Source organism: Flexithrix dorotheae DSM 6795, assembly GCF_000379765.1.
GTDB lineage: Bacteria > Bacteroidota > Bacteroidia > Cytophagales > Flammeovirgaceae > Flexithrix > Flexithrix dorotheae.
Window position 1 is genome coordinate 1 of sequence record NZ_KB903446.1, and the last position, 21,114, is coordinate 21,114.

Annotated in this window: 14 protein-coding genes; 8 read left to right on the forward strand and 6 right to left on the reverse strand. The window is 33.1% G+C overall.

The annotated features are described in order from the left end of the window. Positions 1 to 513 (reverse strand): PAS domain-containing protein (locus A3EM_RS42940; protein WP_044239048.1); only part of this gene is annotated, 513 nt, incomplete at its 3' end. A gap of 245 nt (positions 514 to 758) precedes the next feature. Here A3EM_RS42940 and A3EM_RS0119115 point away from each other — a divergent pair. From A3EM_RS0119115 to A3EM_RS0119150, 8 genes are all read left to right on the forward strand, one after another. Continuing rightward, positions 759 to 2,750 (forward strand): LruC domain-containing protein, encoded by a 1,992-nt coding sequence (locus A3EM_RS0119115; protein ID WP_020529850.1) that lies wholly within the window; start codon positions 759 to 761, stop codon positions 2,748 to 2,750. Between the two features lie 38 nt (positions 2,751 to 2,788). After that, positions 2,789 to 3,178, forward strand: a complete 390-nt coding sequence (locus A3EM_RS0119120; protein ID WP_020529851.1) for a response regulator transcription factor — start codon at positions 2,789 to 2,791, stop codon at positions 3,176 to 3,178. A 28-nt stretch (positions 3,179 to 3,206) separates the two neighbouring features. Beyond that, positions 3,207 to 4,412 carry a sugar transferase gene (locus A3EM_RS48360; RefSeq protein ID WP_020529852.1) on the forward strand — a complete coding sequence of 402 codons (1,206 nt, stop codon included), beginning with the start codon at positions 3,207 to 3,209 and terminating at the stop codon, positions 4,410 to 4,412. A gap of 74 nt (positions 4,413 to 4,486) precedes the next feature. Beyond that, positions 4,487 to 6,958 carry a T9SS type B sorting domain-containing protein gene (locus A3EM_RS46005; protein ID WP_020529853.1) on the forward strand — a complete coding sequence of 824 codons (2,472 nt, stop codon included), beginning with the start codon at positions 4,487 to 4,489 and terminating at the stop codon, positions 6,956 to 6,958. Next, positions 6,939 to 7,871, forward strand: a complete 933-nt coding sequence (locus A3EM_RS0119135; protein ID WP_020529854.1) for a PorP/SprF family type IX secretion system membrane protein — start codon at positions 6,939 to 6,941, stop codon at positions 7,869 to 7,871. The genes A3EM_RS46005 and A3EM_RS0119135 overlap by 20 nt, the downstream gene beginning before the upstream one ends. Before the next feature lie 28 nt (positions 7,872 to 7,899). Then, positions 7,900 to 10,068: an OmpA family protein gene (locus tag A3EM_RS0119140; protein WP_020529855.1), complete on the forward strand. Its 2,169-nt coding sequence runs from the start codon at positions 7,900 to 7,902 to the stop codon at positions 10,066 to 10,068. Between the two features lie 87 nt (positions 10,069 to 10,155). Next, positions 10,156 to 10,857 (forward strand): TolC family protein, encoded by a 702-nt coding sequence (locus A3EM_RS0119145; protein ID WP_020529856.1) that lies wholly within the window; start codon positions 10,156 to 10,158, stop codon positions 10,855 to 10,857. A gap of 19 nt (positions 10,858 to 10,876) precedes the next feature. Further along, the gene (locus tag A3EM_RS0119150) at positions 10,877 to 13,126 is read left to right on the forward strand and encodes an exopolysaccharide transport family protein (protein ID WP_020529857.1); all 2,250 of its coding nucleotides are present in this window, start codon (positions 10,877 to 10,879) and stop codon (positions 13,124 to 13,126) included. A 27-nt stretch (positions 13,127 to 13,153) separates the two neighbouring features. Here A3EM_RS0119150 and A3EM_RS0119155 read toward each other — a convergent pair whose 3' ends face one another. The 5 genes from A3EM_RS0119155 to A3EM_RS0119175 all read right to left on the reverse strand — a co-directional run bounded on the left by A3EM_RS0119155 (position 13,154) and on the right by A3EM_RS0119175 (position 20,928). Further along, positions 13,154 to 14,734 carry a hybrid sensor histidine kinase/response regulator gene (locus tag A3EM_RS0119155; RefSeq protein WP_020529858.1) on the reverse strand — a complete coding sequence of 527 codons (1,581 nt, stop codon included), beginning with the start codon at positions 14,732 to 14,734 and terminating at the stop codon, positions 13,154 to 13,156. A 153-nt stretch (positions 14,735 to 14,887) separates the two neighbouring features. Then, positions 14,888 to 16,276 carry an ATP-binding protein gene (locus A3EM_RS42950; RefSeq protein ID WP_020529859.1) on the reverse strand — a complete coding sequence of 463 codons (1,389 nt, stop codon included), beginning with the start codon at positions 16,274 to 16,276 and terminating at the stop codon, positions 14,888 to 14,890. A 404-nt stretch (positions 16,277 to 16,680) separates the two neighbouring features. After that, a complete protein-coding gene (locus A3EM_RS46010; protein WP_020529860.1) occupies positions 16,681 to 18,585 on the reverse strand; it encodes a PAS domain-containing sensor histidine kinase in 1,905 nt (634 codons plus the stop codon). A gap of 527 nt (positions 18,586 to 19,112) precedes the next feature. After that, positions 19,113 to 19,835: a LytR/AlgR family response regulator transcription factor gene (locus A3EM_RS0119170; protein WP_020529861.1), complete on the reverse strand. Its 723-nt coding sequence runs from the start codon at positions 19,833 to 19,835 to the stop codon at positions 19,113 to 19,115. A gap of 7 nt (positions 19,836 to 19,842) precedes the next feature. After that, positions 19,843 to 20,928 carry a sensor histidine kinase gene (locus A3EM_RS0119175; RefSeq protein ID WP_020529862.1) on the reverse strand — a complete coding sequence of 362 codons (1,086 nt, stop codon included), beginning with the start codon at positions 20,926 to 20,928 and terminating at the stop codon, positions 19,843 to 19,845. Positions 20,929 to 21,114: the final 186 nt, after the last annotated feature.

The window sequence follows — 21,114 nt, forward strand, 5'->3', positions numbered from 1 at the left end:
ATGAATTTTGCTATAATATTCTTCAATACTTAAATCAAAATCATAAGAATTCAACCCGAACTGTTTACAAATTTCTGTTGATCCTTCCGTCCTGCTAGATTTAAAATTTATTCGCCACTCCCCCATTTTAGCAAGTTCCCTACTGTTTTTTTCCTCTGTTATATCCTGAACAATTCCGGAAATTTTATATACTTCACCCTCCTTTTTAAATGGCCGCCCTATACATCTAACCCATGCCTCTCTTCCATTTTTTTGGGCTTTTAATTTTAATTCAATGTTGAAAGGAATGCTCTGCATTTTTGCTTTTTCAAAAGCCTTAAAAAATAGTTCTTTGGACGGGCTTGTATATAATGAAAGTACACTATCCAAAGACGGTTTAACCTGAGTGGGAATCCCATGTATATAATATATCTGATTGGTCCAGGTCACTTCATCATTTGAGAAATCATATTTCCATCCTCCAATCTTTGCAATGGCTTGAATTTCTGCTAGAAATTTACTGTTGTATTTCATCTGGCTGATTTTATAAATTACTTTGATTTACAAAAAAATCAGAATCGAATTATTCTTTTATGAGCAAAAAACCTAAAAACCAACCTTAGGTAATAAACGTATTTTTAAACTTGCAGCATCATTATCAGCTCCTAAAGAATCGGCAAAAAACCCAACATTAATTTTTGGGTAATTAACCTATTTTTCTCCACAAGTTGCCATTTAGATTTGTGCGTATTAGAAATATCACCTTTATTCTTTAAATAATGAGAAACCTCATAATTTACATTTTTATAATTGTATTATTTAATTCCTGTAATCTGGAGGAAATCAATCCGGAAGTACAAGAAATTGAGGTGGAGGATTTAGTTATCGCAAGTGATTTTAACTTTGAAACCACCAAGGATATCAATATTGAAATTGTAATTTATGATTTTCAAAGTAAACCCTTAAAAAATGTGTTAATCACCTTTTTCAATACAGATCCGAACAAAGGGGGCACTAAATTACTAACAGGGATAACTGATTACTCAGGAAAATTTAAATCTGAGGTGAATATTCCTTCGGATATAACTGAGTTATTCCTACATACAGAATATATTGGCATGCCCTTGGAGCATTTAATTTCCCTGAAAAATGATAGAGTGGAGTATATAATTAACCTTTCAGATCAAAGTAACTTTTCTAATTCAAGATTAGCTACCTCAAATGATTTACCCACAAGAAAAAAACAAACGGCCGAAAATTTCACTTATTTAGGGGAATGGACCAATAAAGGGGTGCCCAAGTACCTGGAACCTGAAAATGATGTGATACCTTCTGAGTTATTAGAAGATATAAATTCTAGTTTACCAGAAACCAGACCGGTACCAAGATATAATCCTGAATACCTTAAAGATGAAATCGGAACCAATACCATTTTAAAGGAAGAGGCAGATGTTTGGGTAACTTTTGTGCATGAGGGAGCAGGTTATACAAATTCATTGGGCTATTATAAATATGAGTTAGGAAACGAACCTGGCTCTGTTGAAAATATTGATAGTTTATTTATTGTTTTCCCAAATGTCTCTTATGGAAGAAATGGTCTTTATCCCGGGAATAAAGTTCATCTTGGAAGATTTCCGGCAAATACCGGAATAGGATGGTTTTTAATTCCTAATGGATGGAATAACAGTTCAAAATCTGTAGTATCACATCCAGAGACAAAATTTTCAAGCAAACATTTAAATACTTACACCAACGAAGAATTCAGACAACATACTGTCTTATTAAAGGATGATGCTCGGGAAATTCTTTTATTGGGTATGGAAGATATCACACGACCCTCTGGCGATAATGATTTTAATGATGCAGTTTTTTACATTTCTGCAAATCCATATACGGCTTTAGTAACTGAAGATCTGGAGCAAACAACTTCAGAATTAGATGATTCGGATGGTGATGATGTTCCTGACCATTTAGATGAATATCCTGAAGATCCACTTTTGGCCTTCAATGAATATTATCCTGCAGAGAACATTTATGGATCACTCGCTTTTGAAGATTTATGGCCCACTAAAGGTGATTATGATTTTAATGACCTTGTTATTGACTATAACTACCATTTAGTGTCGAATAGTAAAAGAGAACCTGTACAATTATTGTGTAAATATAAATTGTGGGCCAGTGTGGCTTATTATAAAAATGCTTTCGGATTTGAAATGCCATTGGTTGATAACGAAGATGTAGTATCGTTATCTGGAATCATAAATACAGAAAATTTCATTGAATATTCTGCAAATGGATTGGAAGCTGGTCAAAAAAAACCAGTGGTTATTTTGTTTGACAATGCCAAAAAGGTTCTTCCTCAGGGTAATGAGAACTTTGGGAAAATTGAAGCCCTTCTTAAGTTTAAGTCAGGGTTGGAAAGAATGCCTCTTTCTTCAAAAACATTTAATCATTTTATGATTCCAAACGGCCAAAGAGAAGCTGAAATTCATCTTCCGGGATATCAACCAACAGCTAAAGCTAACCCAGAATTATTTCAAACAAATGATGATAATTCCTCTGTAGAGAACGGTTATTATAAAACAACAAGAAACTTTCCCTGGGCAATAAATATTCCTATTTCATTTAACTTCCCTAATGAAAATACTACAATTACAAAAGGGTATCTAAAGTTTCATGAATGGGCTGAAAGTTCAGGGCAAACTTATCCTGATTGGTTTAGAAATGAACCAACTTACAGGAATAAATCCAAGTTATCAAAAGATGAATAAGCCAATAAAGAGCAATTTACCTAAAACTAAAATTTATCATGGAAAAACAAACAATCCTTATTATTGATGATCATGTTTCTATTAGAAAGCTTTTAGAGTTCGTATTAGCGAAAGATTATAATGTTATCACAAAGCAAAATGGTTTAGAGGCCATAAAATGGATATTTAATAAAAATATTCCTGACTTAATAATTGCGGATATTGATATGCCGGAATTGGATGGGTATAGCTTTACCCAACAACTAAAAGCAGGTGTATTTTACTCAGATATCCCAATAATAATATTATCCGGAAATGATTCATCTGACGACAAAATTAAGCTGCTCAAGGTAGGTGTTGAGGATTATATGGTGAAACCTTTCAATCCGAAAGAACTTCTTATCAGAGTAGATAATTTACTGAAAAGATCAAAAGCTTCAAAAGTTTAACCTTGTATTGATTCTAAAAGATTTGTTGATGATAACTTTTTTAATTTCTAAAAACCGGGATGTGATTTCTACTTTCTGTAAAATTTTAAGTATTACAGAATATTTCACTTTTAACAATTATCAGGATTGCATTGATGAACTAGACAAAGGAGTAACACCTGATCTGATTTTTTCTGAAACAGATTTACCAGGCATGTCTTTTAGGAATTTTGCTACAATCCTGAATAATCATAATAACAGTTCAAATAGTTACATAATTGGCCTATCGGAATCTATTCCTCATGAAGCAAAAAAACTGGCTTCTGACTTGAAGTTAACAGATTTGCTTACGCTGCCGATTGATCCTGAAACCATAAAACTAAAAATCCAATTTATAGAAAATTATAAAGATCAACTTCAGGAAATTGCCGGTGAGGAAAAAGATTTTAACCAATATAAATTACCTGTAATTAAAAGGGTTTTTGATATTATAGCAGCATCTATGGCACTAATAATTTTATCTCCAATACTAATTTTAGTGGCTCTTTTAATAAGAATTGACTCAAAAGGGCCAATATTTTATCTGTCGAAAAGGGTTGGTACTGGTTATAAAGTTTTCAACCTCATTAAATTCAGAACCATGGAGGTGGATGCAGACAAAAAACTCAAAGATCTTGAACACCTAAATGAGTATGGCAACAATAAATCAGAGAATTATTCTACTATTCAAATGGATGGGAATGAAAGTTCGGAAGAGCTCTTTAATGATCAATTGATAAAATGCAGTAAATGCAATAATACCATTCATAATATTATTGAAGGGAAAATTTGGGATGATAGTTTTATATGTAAAAATTGTTTGGAATCTTCGGAAAATATTGAAAGCGATAATACTTTTTATAAAATTAAAAATGATCCCAGAATTACAAGGATAGGTAGAATTCTAAGAAACACAAGCATAGATGAAGTTCCACAATTAATTAATGTTTTAAAAGGGAATATGTCATTGGTTGGAAATAGACCGCTTCCCTTATACGAAGCGGAAAAACTTACTACTGATGATTTGGTTCTACGATTTTTGGCACCAGCAGGCTTAACCGGTTTATGGCAAATTACCAAACGGGGTAAAAGTGATATGTCAACAGAAGAAAGGGTTTGCCTCGATAACCAATATGCCAGCAACAATTCATTTTTAATGGATTTTAAAATTATTCTCAAAACGTTTCCTGCTTTGATTCAAAGCGAAGATGTATAAATACAAATAACAAGGCTTTTACAATGATGTAAGAGAAGAAATGATTCAAGGGCAAAAAATAACAATACTTTTTCATGTCAATTTTTAAAGGCAATAAGATATATTTCAATATCTTACTATTTACATTCTTATTTATTTTTAGAGGGACTTTTGCCCAGAGTCAAGAAATTGGCGGGCAGGTAAATCACTATGCAAAAGTGATCAAATTCCTGTCTGACTGTTCTTTGATTAGCGATTCAGCAGCGGCATTCCAGCCTCTTGATAAAGTGCTTATTATACAGATGAAAGGTGCTGAAATAGATACTTCCGAATCAATAAATTATGGAAAGCTGAAATCTTTTAAAAAAGCCGGAACCTATGAAATTAGTACAGTTTCCTATGTAAATGGGGACACTATTTTTTTAAGAAATAAAATATCGAAATCATATAATGTAAATCACTCTGTTCAAATTATCGGATTTCCGAGTTATTCATCTGTTCATGTTACCTCTGAATCTTTTGCACGTAGTTGGGATGGCAATAAAGGAGGCGTTTTATTTTTAGACGTTAAGGATACAATCGTTTTAGAGGATGATATTAATACAACAGGTCAGGGCTATAGAGGGGGTGACAAATCGCTTTCCAATGATGTGATGTGCAACTATTCTAATTATGCTCATCCCTTCATTGATGGAAATGGAGGTAGAAAAGGGGAATCTTTTGTTGAATACGGTTATAATGATAGTGGTCGAGGACCATTGGGAAGCGGTGGTGGAGGTGGAAATAATCATAATACAGGAGGAGGTGGTGGAGCCAACTTCGGAAATGGAGGTAAAGGTGGAAAACAAGCCAAAGGATGCGGAAATACAGATGTAGGAGGATTAGGTGGAATTAGTTCTAATAGTTTTATAAGTCAAAATTTGTTGTTTATGGGGAGCGGTGGCGGTGGTGGTCATCAAAATAAATCTACTCAGTCTTCAGATGGAGTGAGTTCAAATGGGGGAAATGGTGGAGGATTAATAATCATTAGTTGCAACACGCTTATCCATAACGGCAATTTAATTCGGTCTAATGGCAATGATGTATTGACCGTTGCTGAAAATGATGGTGCAGGAGGTGGAGGAGCAGGAGGAACTGTGTTATTAAATGTAGTGAATTTGCAGTCTGGATTATCTGTATATGTAAATGGTGGAAATGGTGGAAATGTGGATAACTACAAGCGGGTAAATGATTATCATGGTCCGGGAGGAGGTGGTGGTGGTGGACTTATTTGGACAAATAATTTTAACCTTAGTAAAATAAATCCTTCTTTTGGTGGGGGTACATCCGGAATTATATATTACAGCAACAATCCTTCAATAGTTGTACAGGGAGGAGCTAATTATGCTTCTGAAAACGGTACTGATGGTGCTATTAGAGATGGCGTAGAATTAATAGAAAACACTAATCTTTGCGATGAAAATATAAAGGTCAAAGCAAAGGATTTAACATTTCAAGGCATTCAGGGTGTGAGTACTTCTGAAAATTTAAAAACAAACAATGGTATAAATGATCCGGTTGAATTTGTGATTCTGGAATTACCCGAAAATGGAGATGCCACGATAAAAGAGGACTCTATTTACTATACTCCTTATGAAGATTTTGAAGGAATTGATTCTTTAGAATATAAATTATGCAAAAATACTTCTCCGGTTATCTGCGATATAGGTAAGGTCTATTTTGAAGTAAATCCTGATCCCAGAGTGATTGATGGAAATAATGATTTTGGAGTGGTTGTGGATGGTAATCCCATTGCTCTTGATATAAGGGAAAATGATTCTTCTGACGTACCGGTAAAATACGGCCTGGTAACAAAACCAAAATACGGAATTGCCAATTTAGACGAGAATGGGAAACTAAACTATATTCCGAATGAAGGAATATCAGCAACAGATACTTTTATTTATCAGATTTGCACTGAAGATCTCCCTGAAAAATGTAATCAGGCTTATGTGATTATTGAAATTAATCGATTCAATAACCCTCCTTCAGCAAATAATGACACCATTTTTATTAAATATGGTGTGGAAACAATAATTTATCCGATTGAAAATGATTTTGACATTGATGGAGATTCGATAGCTGTGGATACAGTTTATAATTCTGGAATAGGTGAAATCATAATAAGTGAAGGGGAAATATATTATAAACCTTCTCCAAAATTTGTTGGTGTCGATACATTCAAATATCAGATTATTGATAATGGGAATCCCCAAAAAACTGCTTTAGCTACACTAGTTTTAGTGGTGGAAGAACCGGAAAATTTAATTATTCCCAATGGCTTTAGTCCAAATAACGATGGTCTAAATGATTCCTTCAAAATAATTGGATTAGATCAATTTTCTACACATTCCATCACTATTTTCAATAGATGGGGTCAGAAAGTGTATTGGTCTGATAATTATAAAAATAACTGGACCGGGATCTCAAATAATGGTGGATCACTTCCTGATGGCACTTATTATTATTTGATTACGGTTGACAAAAATTTTAAAACCTATTCGGGTTATGTTGTTATCAAAAAATAAATTAAAACAAATTTTCCTTGTTTTGTTCCTAAGCATGGGAGCATACTATTGTTCAGCCCAGCAACAGGCCATGTATTCACAATACCTGATTAACGGCTTAGCCATTAATCCGGCTTATGCTGGAAGCAGAGAAACATTAAGCGGGGTGGTTGGGTATAGAAAACAATGGGTTGGCTTAAATGGAGCACCTTCTACTTTTAACCTGGGTATACATTCTCCCATTAAAAAGAAAAACATTGCTCTGGGTGTAAATATTACAGGAGATGAAATTGGTATTACTAAAACTACAGGAGTTTTTCTTTCGGGTAGTTATAAAATTAAACTAAATAAAGGCTCACTTAGATTTGGTTTACAGGGTGTTTTTACGAATTACACTCAAAACTGGTCTGAAATTAATACAATAGATGAAGGGGATAATGCCTTTAATTTAGCTGATGAATCCTATTTCCTTCAAAACTTTGGTACGGGCTTATATTGGCAAAGTGAAAAATATTTTGCAGGAATTTCAATTCCTTTAATATTATCACAAGACCACGGAGCAAAGGAAAATGGTGTAGTTTTAAGTTCAGTAAGGCATTATTTTATGCATGCAGGTACTTTAATTGATTTAAATAAAGAATTGAAATTAAAACCTTCCGTAATGTTAAAATATGTTGAAGGTGCCCCAATGCAATTTGATTTGAACGGGATGGTAATATTAAATAACGCTTTTTGGATAGGGGCTAGTTATCGATCAATGGATGGTATAAGTTTGTCCACCCAATTCCACACTAAGAAATTTTTATGGTTTGGTTATGCATATGATTTTCCACTTACAGATTTGAATCGGGTAACTACAGGGTCACATGAAATTTTTATTGGAATTGATTATTATAAAATCAAATCCAGAATATTGAGTCCCAGATACTTTTAAAACATTTTTGATCATTTTACCAAAGCTCATGGAAATCTGGCAATTCTCTAAATTAACGTATATCATTTGTATTCTAATAATATCCTCATATAACCTATTCGGACAATCTGTAATTTTGGATAAGGCGAATAACCATTATGAGCATTTAGAATATACACTGGCGGCTCCACTTTTTCAGGAAGCCATCAATCAAAAAATGACATCTGATATCGATATACACTTAAAATTGGTGGATTGTTTTACAAAAATGAAACAACCTGAAGAAGCAATGAAGGTTTTAGAGTGGTTAATTGCACGAAACCCTGGTAAAAAAAATATTTATATAAAATATGGAAGGCTACTTAAAAAAACCGGGGAGTACAGTAAAGCCATAGTCGTTTTTAAAAGAGTCCTTCAATTAGATCCAAAGGACATGCAAATTGTTGAGGAAATCCAGTCCTGTAACAATGCAAAAAATTTAATTCTTGCTAGAAATAGCATTTACGTGAAAAATTTAGAATTGAATTGCTCTAACAACGATTTCAGTCCATTCCCGTTTGGGAATGGATTGATTTTTTCCTCATCCAGAACTCAGAAAAGGAAGGAAAAAACATATTATTGGGATGGGCAACCTTATATAGATTTATATTATGCATCAAAAACCATTGAAGGCAGGTTTGAAGAGCCAACTCTACTACCCAAACCAATTAATTCCGAAATGCATGAAGGTCCTTTGACCTATGATGAAATCACTCAAACCTTATATTTTACCAGAAATGATCTAAGTTATAAAAAGAAAAAAGGGAAATCTACTAGCCTGTTAAAAATTTATACTTCAATAAAGAATGGAGAAGAATGGGAAAACCCAATTGAATTTACCTATAATTCAAAAGAATTTTCTACAGGGCATCCATCGCTTTCACCAAACGGAGAGCTTTTATTCTTTATCTCCGATATGCCAGGAGGAGAAGGAAAAAGTGATATCTATTTTTGCAGAAAAAATGGAAGTAGTTGGACTACCCCAATTAACCTTGGACCAAAGATTAATACTCCTGAAGCTGAATTATTCCCTACAATAGTTAATGATACTTTGCTGTATTTTTCCTCCGAAGGAAGGGGTGGGTTAGGAGGTTTGGATATTTATAAGGCAGTTTTAAAAGGATCACTTGTAAAAAGTGTAACTAATCTTGGTGCTCCTTTTAACTCTCCAAAGGATGATTTTGGAATCGTGTTTGAGGATTATGAAAATTCTGTTGGTTATTTCTCTTCAAACAGGAAAAATGGCAAAGGTGGAGATGACATTTATTTGTTTAAGAAGATGGAAGTGAAAATCCAGGGATTAGTTTTGGATTCTTTAAAATATACACCATTATCAAACTTACAGGTGAGAGCAAGAGATAAAAATGGTTTTACAAACGATTTTTATACCAATGAGCAAGGGGCTTTTGAATTAAATTTACTCCCTGAAGAAAAATTAATTCTTATATTTTCTGCTGAAGGGTATTTAACAAAACAAATAAACATATCAACAATGGGTATTCAATCCGACAAGGATACTTCCCTCATAGTTGAAATGGTAAAAGGTGTATCTCCGATATTGGAAGGCCAGGCTTTGGATAAAGATGGAAACACCCCTATTTCAAAAGCCCAGGTAACCAGAATAGATTTATCTGATAATTCTGTTGAGATTACCAAAACTAATGATCAGGGTCAGTTTCAATTTGCCTTGGATAAAGAAAAACAATATGAAATTATTATTGACAAGGAAAATCATTTTATCGAAAAAAAACAATTTGAAACTGAGAAATTTCCAAAAGAAGCTAAGTTAAATTCTGAAGTAAAACTAGCGAAAATGAAAATTAACGATATCCTTGAAATCGAAAATATATATTATGAATTTAATAAGTTTGAGATTACCCCAGCTGCAATTATCACCCTGGATAAAGTGGTACAAATATTAAAGGATAATCCTACTCTGACACTGGAATTAAGTTCACATACAGATATTCGGGGAGATGAATTTTACAACTATACCTTATCTGAAAAAAGAGCTTTATCCGCTTTGCATTACCTTACTAAACACAATATTGAAAGATATAGATTAACCTATAAGGTTTATGGAGAGTCACAATTAGCCATTGACTGTGAAGGGGATGATTGTGATGAAAAAAAACATCAATTAAACCGAAGGACAGAATTTAAAATTACAGGTTTTTAATACTTAGATAAGCAGCTAAAACTTAGCTAATTCATATTGAGCAATATTTCACCTATACGTTGTAAGGACATAACCATTCTTTAGATTATGAAGTTTTTATTTTTCATATGCACATTTTTTATAATTTCTATTAGCTGTGCACAAACTAATATTTACAGGAAAACTTTACAATCACCAGATGAACACATTGCAGAGTTGGTGGATCAGGAAGTTTTAATAAACCTTAAAGAAGATTTATTTGAAAATTCCCAGGAATTAAAAATTCTGGAGACAGAAAGGGCTCAAAAAAAGGAAAAAGTTTTTCAGGAAAAACTAAGCTGGTTATCTAGTTTTAATTTAGGATTGCAATTTTTTAATTATAGCCAGGATTTACAAACTGATTATGTACAAATAGGGGTTTTATCAAACCTGGGAGGAAGTTTGAAAATAGATTTGTACGGACTTTCTACCTTAGGTAGCAGAATTAGATCTGCCAAAGGAGATGTAATTAAATCGGAATATATGATTCAGGTTCAAAGACTTGAACTTAGCAAATGGATGGATGTACAATACCTAAATTATGTTGAGGTAATTGAAGCATTGAAAATCCAAATAAACGAAATGAATTCTTTAGAAGCTCAGGCAAAACTTACTAAGGAAAAATTTGAGCTTGGACAATCGGATTTGGACGAATACCTCATGATAGAAGGAGCAGTAAATCAGGCTAAATTAGGTATATTAAAAAATAAAATAACTGCTGAAAAAATTTATAGGGAAATTTTACAAAAAATAACATCAGTAAAGGACTAAATCAGACGTTAACCTTCTGATGAGAAAATTTTTTGAAATTCTTAGGGCAATTAAAAGACAATGGAAACTTTGGGTAATTTTTCCAAGTATTTCCGTGTGTATTGTAATTTACCTTACCAGGAATCAGGAAAAAACTTTCACCTCTAATGCTACTATAAGTTTAAACCTTGAAACAAATGGAAATTTAAGTTTAAGTGGACAAGCTGTCAAACAATATGAAATTGGTATTTATTTCCAAAATTTAATAGAATTATCAAAGTCTCTGGCCACAATAGATAATGTAAGACTTAATTTCCTGAAAGATGCTCTAACAGGAAAACATAACTTTCTTGTCAAAAAAAAAACGAGTGATTTATTAATTGACTCCGCAGAGGTATTAAACCGAGTTACCTTTCATATTGAGAACAATGAAACTATTAACCTGAATAATGAACTCGACTTTCAGGTGAATGAATTATTAAATGAAAATAATATTTCACGAGAGGATTTATTAAAAAAGTTATCCATTTCAAGAATTGGCAATAGTAATTTTATTAAGATTGGGATGGATTCAAATAATCCTGAAAAATCAGCCTATCTGATTCAACTTTTTATTTCGGCCATTATCCACAAAAAAAAATACTTAACAAAAAATAAACTTGGCAAAGACAAAGATCTTTATGAAGATTTAGTTGTAAAAGCCAAAAAAGAACTCAATGAGAAAATAGAGGCCCTTGAAAATTTTAAAGTTGAAAATAATATTATTAACCTTCCTGAACATACAAAAGCCATTGTAAATCAATTGGTAAATCTGGAAATAGAAAAAGCCCAATTATATGAATCCCGGGCTGCCAACCAACAGGTGCTCAATAGGTTACAAAACACTTTTGATACAGGTCATCCTATGCCTGTTTCCCTAAAAAGTAACTCTGAAATTATTTTTCTGAAGGAACAATTAAATTTGCTTAATGCTAAACTTGTTCAAAATGCATTTGACCAGGACCAAATTGGATATAGAGATTCATTGAAACATGAAGCTGCTATTGTCAAGAAGCAAATCAATAATGTGATCAGCAATCTGATTGCTGATGTACCCTATGATGTAAGAAGTACAAGACAAGAACTTGTATCGAAGTTTATCGATTATCAACTTGAAGTAGAAAAAGCCAATAGAACAATTCCGATTATTCAGGGGGAAATCAATAAATTGAAAGAATACACATCCAAAATTGCTTCATTAGAATCCAGTATTGGTTCTCTGGAGGATGGCATACAAACAGCTCAGCAAACTTACCTCCAACTTTTGAATAAATTTAATCTGGCAAAAACAATTGAACAAGGAAGTGCTGCAAACGATATTGTAATCATTGATCAACCAACTATTCCTTTGAAACCTCAAAAATCAAAAAGAGCAATTATGGTAATTGCTGCAGGAATGGGGTTATTTATTTTAATAATTGGCATAATTGCAGCCATAGAACTTCTAGATAATACTTTAAAAAATGTAGAAGATTATGAATTGATTTCTTTATTTAATGTGTTGGCCGTAATTCCTGATTTTAAGGACAAATTAGTGGTAAAAGACGAATTAATGAGTAATGCGGTCAGTGTGATCATCAGTCAGCAAATTAAATCTATCAGGAAAAAAATATTGGATTTAAATGAGGAGGAGCGAGTCATTTTATTTACCAGTTCCCATCAGGAAGAAGGCAAAACCTGGATTGCCACCAGATTAGCAGAGTCAATGGTAAAAACCGGCTTTAATATCTTGATTATTCATGCTGATTGGATGAGTAAAAATAAAAGTGAATTTGGATCTTCACTACTCAAAGAATATCATTTCGATTTAAATGATAATATAGACCACCTTAAAGAATCTGGAATTCTATGGTTTGGAAACTCGAAATCTTCACCTTACGATATCTATGACAAAGAAAGATGGAAAGCATTAAAAAATCAGCTTTTAAATGTTTATGATTTTGTTTTGGTTGTGTCTCCGCCCATGTCCTTTAGTACAGACTGGCAGGAGTGGGCTCAAATAGGAGATAATATTATTAATGTTTTCATGGCCAACAAAATTTTTAGAATAGTTGATAAAAGAAATGAAAAGGACTTGGAAAACTGTGAAAAGCCCGTTTTGGGCAATGTATTTAATTCTTTAAATGTAGAAAGAATGGAAGGATTCCTTGGAGATATTCCCAAAAAACGATCTAAATTCAGACTATTAATGAAACAAATAGTATTTAGAAACTTAAAATATCTAAAAAAGTATAAGCAGAATAAAAAATAGAACTGTGCTGCTGTACTTAAATTTGAGCTATTTATAAAAAGTTACAATTACTTCTGTGCCAATATTTATTTGACTTTTTATGGTTATGATCCCTCCTGATAACTCAATAAACTCTTTTGAAATAGTAAGCCCCAAGCCTGTTCCTGCTATATTTTCCGCATTTGTAGCCCTGAAAAACGGATTAAATAATTTATCAAATTCATCTTCTGGAATTCCTATACCATAATCTTTTACAATTATCTGGAAAAGGTTCTTTTTAAATACAATGGTAAGCTCCGGATCACCTTTCGTGTCAGAATATTTAAAAGCATTGTTGATAAAATTCGAAATAGCAATGTGAATTAATTTGAAGTCCAACAAGACCAGGTAGGGTTTATTGACCACTGTGAAAATTAATTTCCGCCCAGAATGCAAATGGATTTCGTTATATTTAGATTCTAACCCTTCTCCCAATATAACCAAATCAATAAATTGTTTTGATACGGCTACTTTTCCATTTTGTATTTTCCCAAGAATTAAGACATCATTTACTAAATCTGTTAATCTATTTACCTCCTCGGTCATACGACCCAAATATTTTGAATACTTATCCTTAAACGCTGGTTCCTCATTATCCAATTTTAAGTAGATCAAATCCATATTGGTCTGAATCGATGTTAAGGGTGTTCTGAATTGATGTGAGGCAATACTTACAAACCGGGATTTTAAATCATTCAATTCCTTCTCTTTTTGATAGGATTTTCGAAGTTTTTCTTCTGCTTTTTTTCGATTGGTAACATCTCTTGATGAGCTCTGAAAGCCCTTCAGTTTTTTCTCATTGGAAAATAAGGCTGAAATATTGAATTCTAACCAGATTAAACGCCCATTTGCTTTTTTCACCCGATATTCGGCTGTAAAAGATTTAAAATTGTTATTTCTGAAGTGCACTAATTGTTTTTTAAACTTGATACGATCAGGTTCAAAGAAGAAATCTATTGGAAAAGTTTTGATAATTTCTGCAGCATTATATCCCAAAACATCCTTCACAGAAGGAGAAATAAAAGATAGCGTACTGTCAATATGGTGCAAACAGATTATATCGGTAGAATTATCAGCGATCAGTCTATATTTGTCTTCACTTCTCTTTTGTTTTGTATGCTGTTCTGTAATTTTTTCTAATTGCTGAGCAATTTTATTTTCCAAAGATGAATTTACCTGCTGAAGTTCTTCAATTAAATGCGCATTACTTTGCCGCAGTTTGTATAATTCTGTTGCTTGTTTTAGAATTATTTTAAGTTCCTCCACATTCCAGGGCTTAGAAATGTACCGGTAAATACCACACTTATTTATAGCATCCATCACCACGTTAATATCATTAAAGCCAGTAACTATTATTCGAATGCATTCAGGATTAATCTTGATAGCTTCTTCCAAAAATTTTAATCCAGTCATATCTGGCATTCGCTGATCCGTAATCACCACATGGATAATATTATTTTCCAGCAACTCCAGTCCTTCTTTTGCACTTTGAGAAGTGAAAACACTATAGGTAAACCGAAATATCCCTTTAAAGCTTTGTATGTTTCCTAATTCATCATCTACATATAAAATATTATATTTTTTATCCATGGTAGTTGTACATATTTTCTTCGTGCTCTGATTTAAACCTGAGTGTTAAAATTGTCTTTTCGAAATGTCGGTTCGTGATATTGATACTTATACTAAGTGATGTTTGAATCAGGAAAATTTCACAGTGAAGTGAAAAAACCTTTATCTAATAGTTCAGACTTTTCCTTTATAAGGACCTGACCCATTTATTAAAGGGAAAGAAATATTGAATTCACTCCCCTTTCCTTCATCACTTTCTACCTGAATTTTACCACCATGATCTTCTACAATATTTTGGGAAATAAACAGACCCAATCCAATACCTTTTCCCACTTCCTTTGTAGTAAAAAATGGTACAAAAGCCTGATCATAAACTTCTTTGGACATACCTTTTCCAGTGTCTTTTATAGCAATAATTATTTGATTTTCAAGACAGTATACTTTAATTCTAATGTGGCCCTCTTCCCCTATTGCCTCAATAGCATTAATGAGAATGTTCATCCATACCTGGTTTAATTTATCGGGAGATGCTTGTATCCTCGGGATTTTTTGATAGTCTTTTTCCACAGTAATTTTATCTTTCAGCAGGTAGGATATTAATAATAAAGTAGTATCAATTCCCTCACAAATATTAAAATTAGAAATTACCCTGTCTTCATTTCCCGAAAAGGAAGTTAAACCTTTCACTATTTCCTTTGTTCTTTTTGCCCCTACCTCAATATTGCCCATTACCTTCATGAGTAATTGAAATTTATCGCCAAAATAAATTTGTCTTTCATATCTTTTTATGGCCGGAAGCACTGACTCAAAATTAGATATATCCAATTCCCTATACTTTTCAAGCAAACTAAATACATTTTGGAGCTCTTTTTTTAATCCAGCCACTCCAGAGGTTATAAAATTGATGGGATTGTTAATTTCATGGGCAATTCCAGCCGTTAAAATGCCTAATGAAATCATTTTCTCAGATTGCACAAGTCTGGCTTGTGTAAGCCTTAGATTTTGGATGGTAGCATCCAGTTCTTCATTCTGGGTATATAGCTCTTCATTTTGCGTTTGAATTTCATTATTTAGCTCAATTAATTCCAAATTCTGTTCTGTTATTTTCTCTACTTGTCGAGCCACTTTATTTTCCAGGGATGAATTTACCTGTTGCAGTTCTGTAATCAAATGGGCATTTTTTTGCCGTAAATTGTATAATTCTGTTGCCTGTAACAGGATAATTTTAAGTTCTTCAATATTCCACGGTTTGGAAATATAGCGGTAAATTCCACACTTATTCACCGCATCCATCACCACGTTAATATCATTAAAACCAGTAGCAATTATTCGTATGCAATCAGGACTGATCTTGATAGCTTCTTCCAAAAATTTTAATCCTGTCATTTCAGGCATCCGCTGATCAGTGATTACAATATGAATTTGGTTTTTTTCCAGTAATTCCAGCCCTTCTTTTGCACTTTGAGAAGTGAAAACTTTATAGGTAAATCGGAATATTCCTTTAAAGCTTTGTAAATTTCCTAACTCATCATCTACATATAATACATTATATTTATTATCCATGGTAGTTGTACAAATTTTCTTTGTAGTCTAAATAAATAACCAGGTATTCAAATACGCTGTTACCAAATTGGGGCTTTGTGTGCTGATCCTGATTGAGAATTGTATTTGGATCATAGAAATCGCATTGTAATGCGCCAATACCATAACATGGATTTGGAAAAAGCAGGGAATATTAGAATAGGCTCATACCCGGGTCTGGTTTAAATAAAAAATAATATTGCTCAGACCACCCAGATAAATCAAAAAAGTAAAGTAGCCAGCGCATTTCTTTTTTAAGATTAATTGAAAACTTATACAAGCAGAATACTTCCTACTTTCAAAGTAGTAAGGTATTTTTTTAAATTAGTCATGATAGATATTGCCGGTTTTTTTATATTATATTTAAAATTCAAATCTTTAATGTTTTATTTCTGAAGGGGAAGAGAAATAATGAATTCACTTCCTCCACCTTCTTCACTCAACACCTGAATAGTTCCATGATGTTGTTTAATAATTTCATAAGAAATCGATAGGCCCAAACCAGTTCCTTCTCCTACTTTTTTTGTCGTAAAAAACGGATCAAAAATATTATTCATTAGTTTTTTTGGAATTCCAATTCCTGTGTCCCTGATAGAAATACTAACATGATCACCGAGATTTAAGGTCTTTATCTTGATTTCACCTGTTTGTTCAATTGCCTGAATCGCATTAATGAGCAAATTCATAAATACCTGGTTCAATTTTCCCGGATAACAATAGATCCGGTTAATACTTTCATCAAAATCGGTAGTAATTCTTATACCATTCTTAGTTTGGTTTTTTAAGAGTAAAAGGGTGGTTAAAATACCCTCGTGTATGTCAGCAGGTTTATATTCTGCTTCATCTATCCTAGAAAAATTATGTAGGCTCCTGATAATTTCCGAAACGCGTTCAGCCCCTATTTTCATTTCCTGTATCATTACTGTAGTATCCTGCTGAATTTCCTCCCACTCCAATAAAGCCTTCATTTTCTTAAGTTCCTTAACCTTGCTTTTAAAGTCCTCTTTTTCCTCCAAATGTTCCAGAAGATCATATTGCTTAATAACTCGTAAAAAAGCCGCCATACTTACTTCCAATGCATCTACCCCACTATTAATAAAATTGATCGGGTTATTTATTTCGTGGGCGATTCCAGCTGTTAATTGTCCTATGGATGCCATCTTTTCAGATTGAATAATTTTTCCCTGTGTGTTCTTTAATTGTTTATAAGCCTGGTCAAGCTTATTTTTTTGTTCTGATTCTCTTTTAATTATTTCTTCAAGCTCCTGCTTTACTTTAACCAAAGAATTATTTGTTTGTTCAAGTCTTTTTGAATTCTTTTTAAGGTTATCTTGTGAAATAATTAGTTCTTCAAGTAAATTTTCTTTGGACTCTTCTATTTCTTTTTTTTCGGTGATATCCCTGATAATTCCCACAATCTGTTTCACCCCATCTGATTCATTTCTTAAAAAGGGCCTGTCATAGCTTTGCACCCATTTTTTTTGCCCATCCTTTCTTTTAAGCCTGTAGCTTATCTTATATGATTGGTTATCAGTATCTTTTCTGATTTTATCATGGTATTCCTGGAACCCTTTTATATCCTGGGCATCTATTACACTGGTTAGAAAGGACTTTTGCAGCATATCATCTTCCTGAGTAAATTGACCAAGTAACACAGAGAAATTTTGATTTTTATAAACAATCTTTTCCTCTTCTAAATCATATACATAAATAGTATCCGGGACCACATTGGTAATGCTTTCAATAAATTTATTATTTTCAACGGCCTCTTTCTCCCTCTTTTCCAGTTCCTTATGTGTCAGTTTTACTTCTTCAATTACTTCTTCCAAACTATGCTGATTTTCCACTAATTTGGATTCTATTTTTTTTCGCTCAAGAATTTCTACTTGCAACTCTTTATTACTTTTTTGCAACATTGCAGGACTTGGAAGTCCCAAAGCTACAGGTATAACCAACCAGACCATTACAGCCGTGGCAATTGAAAAAAAGGCAGTAACCGCTTTTACAATACCTGAAATCCCATAGATTGGATTCCAGACTACATAAATTTCAATAAGATGGGTATACCCACAAAAAAGAATGAATGCACAAAACAGGAAAAAAATGTATTTAAACTTTGCCAGATCTTTTCGTTTCACAATAAAAAAAGCCATGGCAATGGGAATAGAAAAATAGGATAAAGTAATTAGCCCATCGGAAACTACATGAAGCCATAATATTTCCGGCTTCCAAAAGTAGCAATGTCCGTGTGGCATAAAATTCTCTCCAAACAGTTCGCTGAAAAAATCCATCTTATAGTATTGTTGACCACCTGATAACTAACCAAAAAGGAAAAGCTTACCGATATTATTGGCTAAGCGTTCCTAAAGCAATAAAATTTACTATTTATACACTTAAAAACCCAATAAAACCTAACAATGATTAAAACTTATAAAAAAAATCATATTAATATTTCACATAGTGCTATTTTGTGAAAATTATCTGAATTTCATTTATAAGAAATTTCACTCTAAAAAGAAGGATGTTTGGTCATCATCAAAAGATCAAATTGAAGATTAAAACTTCATTAGGTTAAAAGAGGAAAGGCAAATCAATTTTCTGTTTTTCAGAGGATATCAATGAGGAAAAGAGCTGACTCGTTTAAGCCGCTTCCACTCCGATTAATGTAGTTTGTTAACTAGTAATTCAAAATTAATCGTATATTTTTTTGCCATAAAAAACAGGTAGAGAGATTACTATTTCCCAGAAATAATAGTACCCCGTGTGGAGCACTGGGCTTATTGAATTTGCCTTGCTTTGCCAATCCTGGAAATAACACCTAATTCTTCCACTGGCTTACGAACTGATCAAATTTCTCCCTATATTTTTCCGTGACAGGAATAAAAGTTTCACCAATCTGAACCGAATTTTTCGTGAGTAGGTCTATTTTGCTCAGGGATACCATAAATGACCGATGGATTCTCATAAACCGTTCTTCTGGCAAAATTTCTTCCATGTTTTTGAGGCTGGTAAGCGACATTATCATTTTTCCATTATCCAGATGAACTTTCACATAATCTTTATACCCTTCCAAAAAGGATATCTCTTTGTAATTCACCCTTACCAATTGGTGCTCTACTTTTAGAAAAAGATATTGTTCCTCTGGTTTTTTCCCGGTTTTTGAATTTTCAATCAATTCAAATTTGTCCTTTGCCTTTTGAGCCGCTCTTAAAAACTCCTCATAACTAAAAGGTTTAAGGAGGTAATCAATCGCATCTACTTTGTAGCCTTCTAAAGCAAACTGATCGTAGGCAGTGGTGAATATAATCCCTATTTTTGGGGCTCTTCCAGTTGTAACTCTGGCGAGTTCAACCCCGGTTAATCCTCCCATTTGAATATCCAGAAAAGCTAAATGAATTTCCTGATCATACATGGACTTCAAAGCATCAATACCATTATCATATTTTGAAACAAGTTCCATAAAAGGGGTTTGTTCAATATAGGAACATATTAAATTGAGAGCCAATGGTTCGTCATCCACAGCGATACATTTCAGTTTCATCATTTCTCTAGTTATTTTGGAATTGTTTTACCGATGCCAGATGGAGCAGAAGTACTACCCTAAAATTTTTCTGATTTTCTTCAATGGTCAATTCATGCGTTCCAGGATATAAAAGCTCAAGTCTTCTTCTGGTGTTGGCCAATCCAATTCCACTGTTTTTTTCAATATCCAGTCCTGAAGTTATATAAATATCATTCTTTACCAAAAACCTTAATTCATCTCCGGTTTGTTCAATTTTAATTTCCACTTTGCAGGACTCCCCCGGTATAATTCCATGTTTAAATGCATTTTCTACAAATGGCATTAAAATCATGGGGGCAACCAATAAATCTTTGAAAGCCTGTGGTTTTTGAAACAGAACTTCAGCTTTATCGGTCAACCTCAACCGCATCAACTCGAGATAATTTTCAATAAATGCGATCTCCTGACTTAAGAGTACTTCTTTTTTCTGGCTGTCATAAAGTACATACCTCATCATTTTGGATAACATATGAATCGCCTTTTGAGCAAGTTTGGCATCGGTGGAGGTTAAAGCATAAATGCTATTTAAAATGTTAAAATAGAAATGAGGATTAATCTGGGATTTTAAATTGGAAAGTTCAGCACTTATTTTTTCCTTTTCAAATGCCTGTCTGGTTTCCCTTTCCTGATTCCTGTTATTAATCAGGGCAATACTGGTGCTCACGCCAAAAACCAGAAGGGAAATAAGGAACATAAAAAAATCGAATCTAAACCATGATTCGGCAGGTTTATAAGGTTTTTCTTTTTTGAATGCCTGATGTAAAAGCTCCGGAAGGTTCAGACTATTTTCTACCAATTGCATAAAAACCAACACTAAGCCTATACAAATAGCAATAGCCCCAAGATAGGCAATAAGTTTATTGTTTAGCAGCAACCTGGGCACTAAAACCAGACTATTAAAATAATAAACACCGAGTAACACTAAAACCAAAATCCCCTGCTTTATCCAAAATACTTCAGGAAAACTTACACTAAAACTTAGGGGAATAAGGAAAAGGAAAGACAACCAAATTAGCGCCTGAATAAAAACCCCAAGGACAGGGGACAAGTTTTTCCCTGATAGTATTGCCATATCATTTTTTTCAAGATGAAAAACCAAACATAGTTCCTTTTTGGAGCGAACCTAATCCCGATCTATGGATGGCTGCCTAAAATCGACTAATTCAAGCTCACAACCGATAAAATACAATTTTCAACAATAAAAAACACCCTTATAGGCTACTAATTTTCAACTATCTAGTTTTTTACCTGATACATC